The sequence below is a fragment of the bacterium genome (assembly GCA_035945995.1).
In the GTDB taxonomy this organism is placed as follows: domain Bacteria; phylum Sysuimicrobiota; class Sysuimicrobiia; order Sysuimicrobiales; family Segetimicrobiaceae; genus DASSJF01.
Window position 1 is genome coordinate 1 of record DASYZR010000032.1, and the last position, 3,239, is coordinate 3,239.

2 protein-coding genes and 3 pseudogenes are annotated in these 3,239 nt (G+C 63.2%); all 5 read left to right on the top strand.

Annotated features, from left to right (window positions below):
- The 5 genes and pseudogenes from VGZ23_02805 to VGZ23_02825 all read left to right on the top strand — a co-directional run bounded on the left by VGZ23_02805 (position 1) and on the right by VGZ23_02825 (position 2,424).
- Positions 1-295: pseudogene (locus tag VGZ23_02805) on the top strand (IS630 family transposase).
- A gap of 1 nt (position 296) precedes the next feature.
- A pseudogene (locus tag VGZ23_02810) lies at positions 297-494 on the top strand (dihydrofolate reductase family protein).
- 190 nt (positions 495-684) lie between these two features.
- The gene (locus VGZ23_02815; GenBank protein ID HEV2356529.1) at positions 685-1,323 is read left to right on the top strand and encodes a haloacid dehalogenase-like hydrolase; all 639 of its coding nucleotides are present in this window, start codon (positions 685-687) and stop codon (positions 1,321-1,323) included.
- A gap of 45 nt (positions 1,324-1,368) precedes the next feature.
- Positions 1,369-2,015, top strand: a pseudogene (locus tag VGZ23_02820) (dihydrofolate reductase family protein).
- 40 nt (positions 2,016-2,055) lie between these two features.
- Positions 2,056-2,424: a DoxX family protein gene (locus VGZ23_02825; GenBank protein HEV2356530.1), complete on the top strand. Its 369-nt coding sequence runs from the start codon at positions 2,056-2,058 to the stop codon at positions 2,422-2,424.
- Positions 2,425-3,239 lie beyond the last annotated feature (815 nt).

The window sequence follows — 3,239 nt, forward strand, 5'->3', positions numbered from 1 at the left end:
CCATCGCGTCTGGACGGCCTTCGGGATTCAGCCCCATCGCCAAAAGCATTTCAAGCTGTCCACCGACCCGTTCTTCGTCGAAAAGGTCCGCGATATCGTCGGGCTCTACCTCAATCCGCCGGACCACGCCATCGTGCTGGCCGTCGACGAGAAGAGTCAGATTCAGGCCCTCGATCGCACCCAGCCCCTCCTCCCGCGCGGGCTGGGCTATGTCGAAGGGGTCACCCACGACTACATCCGACACGGGACGACCACGTTGTTCGCGGCGTTGGATATCGCGTCCGGCCAGGTTCTCCTTGGGAGGCGTGAAGCTCCCGCTGGCGTTGGCGGAGCTTGGATTGATCGATGAGTACGAGTTCGTGGTGCAGCCCAGGCTGGCGGGCCACGGGCCGACGTTGTTCGCGGGGCTATCGAAGCATGTCGACTTGAGGCTCGTGAGCCGGCTGGAGTTCGGCTCGGGGGTGGTGGCGATGCGGTATGAGCCGAGAAGGTAGCCATCGGGCTTGTTAGCCCAAGTCGGCCGCATTATGGAGCAACTCGGGCCAGGCCTTCCAAAGTCTCGACCAACCTGACCATCGCCAGCGCATCCCGGTCTATTGGTATAAACTGAGGTGCTGTTTCTCACCCGCCCGCCGGAAACAGCCGGCAGCTGAGGACGTTGGCCGAATGAAACCACGCGGTCTCGTGGTGTTCGATCTGGATGGGACGCTGCTTCGCGGACCGACGGTCTGCGAAGTGTTAGCTGTGCCGCTCGGCCGTCTCGACGAGATGCGTGAGTTTGAGCGCCTGTCGACCGACGATCAGGAGGGGATAGCGCGCGGGCGAGCCGAGATAGCGCGATGGTATGCGGAGGTCTCGCGCGAGCAATTGCTGGAATCGCTGAACGCCGTGGAGTGGGCGCCAGGCGTGCGTGAGGGGATCGTGCGGCTTCGCGAAGCCTCGATCGAGGTAGCGATCGCGTCGATCACCTGGAAGGCTGCTGTGGACTGGTGCGCGGCGAAATTGGGCGTGACCCGGACGCTCGGTACCGCGCACGAGGATGACGGTTGTATTGAGCACGTGTGGCCCAAGGACAAGGCCATGTGGCTTCGGGAACTGTCGGCCGCGCTGGCGATTCCGCGCGAGCGAACGGCAGGCGTCGGTGATTCGGCGGGTGACATTCCGATGCTGCAGGCCGCCGGCCTCGCGGTGTTTGTGGGACAGCCGCCGCCGCCGGGGTTGGAGTGCGTGCATCTGCCTGCCGCCGGAATCGATGAGGTGGCGCGCACCATTCTCGAACGATGGGATTTGGGGCGGTACAATCCAGCAGCAGCTGTTGGATAATCCCATTGATTCGCAAGATTCCGTGAGGGGAGGCATAATGAGCTCATGCCAAAGCTGAGAGTCCACGGGTTTGCAATTTCGGTCGATGGGTACGGCGCCGGGCCGGGTCAAAGCGCCGGGAATCCGCTCGGCATCGGCGGCCTGGCATTGCACGATTGGCTGTTCCCCACTCGCACGTTTCAGCGCATGGGAGGAAAAGACGGCGGAACAACCGGCATTGACGACGACTTTGCCGCTCGCGGCTTCGAAAATATCGGAGCATTGATCATGGGCCGCAATATGTTCGGACCAGTCCGAGGGGCCTGGCCCGACGAGAACTGGAAAGGGTGGTGGGGCGAGAATCCGCCGTACCACACTCCGGTGTTCGTGCTGACCCACCACCCGCGCGCGCCCATTTCGATGGCGGGCGGGACCACCTTCCATTTCGTTACCGACGGTATTGACGCCGCCGTAGAGCAGGCCGCGCCGCGGTAGACGGAAAAGACATTCGCATCGGCGGAGGCGCTGCGACGATCCGGCAGTTTCTACGCGCCGGACTGATTGACTATCTCCATCTCGCCATTTCGCCGATCCTTCTCGGATCGGGCGAGCCGTTGTTCACGAATATCGACATGCCGAAAATGGGCTACCAATGCGCCGAATGCGTGTCCTCGCCAAACGCGACCCACGTGGTCATAACCAAGCGTGGATAAGAGGCTTCAGGTGTCAAATTGGAAATGTCCGATAAAACGGATGAATGCGGCGCTCTGGGCTGCTCAGCTCCTGCTGACGCTGGTGTTCCTGTTCACGGGCACGATGAAACTCACCACGCCGATCGCCGAACTCACGAAACAGATGCCCGGGACGGCGTGGTTCGTCCGGCCGCTCGGTGTCGTCGAGGTGCTCGGGGCCATCGGTGTCACGCTGCCGTGGCTGCTGGGCATCCAACCCCACCTCACGCCGCTCGCCGCCGCCGGACTGGTCATCATCATGATCGGCGCCACGGTCTTCTCCGTGAAGCTGGGCGCAGGCATCCTCGCGCTGATCCCCGTGGTCGTTGGGCTGCTCGCGGTGTTCGTCGCCTACGGCCGCTGGCGGCTCACGCCGCGGCGTCCGAGCTGACGGGCGTCAGGACGCAGCGAGCCGCCGGATCGCGTCCGCGATCTCGTCGACCGCCGGCTGGAACACCGCCTATAAACCTTCATCCCGATTAAAGGATAAACGGGATATCAGATCAGTGCGTCGGTGTGCTGTCCAGGAAGAAGTAATATTCCACCGGGCATCCTCAACCATGTCTCGGAGTAGAGCTACGGCATCGGTGACCTTATTCGGTCGCCTGTTCTTCAGGGATCGAGAAGTGGCAATGAGCCCGAAGTGGTTCATGACGACGCGAGACTTCTTGCCGAGATCAATCGAACTCATACGGGTTCCGCCCCCTCGATGAAAACGGCCCCGTGCTCTGCCTCCCGCTCAACAGCCGCCTGCCTGATCTCGGCGTTCCCCCACTGGCGAGCAAGGGCGCGGCCGGTCGGGCAGAGGGCGCCATCGTCCGCCAACTCTCCACCGGCGGTACGGCACTGACGGCACCGCTGGGTGTGGCTGATAAACGTACGGTACGTCGTCTCGGGATCCATCATCGGTCGCTTCCGTGGAGACGAAGATCGCTGAGCTTCTCCGCGCGAAGGCGCGCACTCAGGGCTACGCGGATTACGGATCTGTGGCGGAAGGGCAGGACGGATGCGAAGGGAGGGAGGGGCCGTCCGTGGGATCACACGGATGACGGGCGGCTCCTGCAGCACTGCGGTGGTCACCGGGACGGCGACGCGAACCGCCGGGCGTTCTCCAGGGCACGATCATACCCCCGGAAACTGTAGCCCGTGACGGTCACGAACCCGGCGTCCTCGGACGTCATAGCCAGAACCGGCCAGCAGAGATTG